The organism is Sphingobacterium sp. GQ94 (assembly GCF_059758715.1).
On record NZ_JCAXEC010000050.1, the window covers coordinates 1 to 219 of the forward strand.

General features: G+C 32.4%; 1 protein-coding gene. It reads right to left on the bottom strand.

Annotated features, from left to right (window positions below; genetic code table 11):
- Window positions 1-45 precede the first annotated feature (45 nt).
- Window positions 46-216 (bottom strand): transposase, encoded by a 171-nt coding sequence (locus tag AC6CHH_RS16450; protein ID WP_498284799.1) that lies wholly within the window; start codon window positions 214-216, stop codon window positions 46-48.
- Window positions 217-219: the final 3 nt, after the last annotated feature.

Here is a 219-nt window from a genome sequence, read left to right on the forward strand (position 1 = left end):
ACAAAGTATCCATCTGAGCAGAAAGTATGTTCTTTCCAAAAATGTTTAGATGAGAAAGACTGGAGATGCTGAATACCAAATATGGTAAGTAGATTCGTGCTTTAACTTACGAACAATAGAAGTAATAGATAGACGTGGAACATAACGAATTAGAAAGTGTATGTGGTCTAAATCTGATTCAAACACTTCAATTTCAAAATCTAAATTAGCGGTAATCTA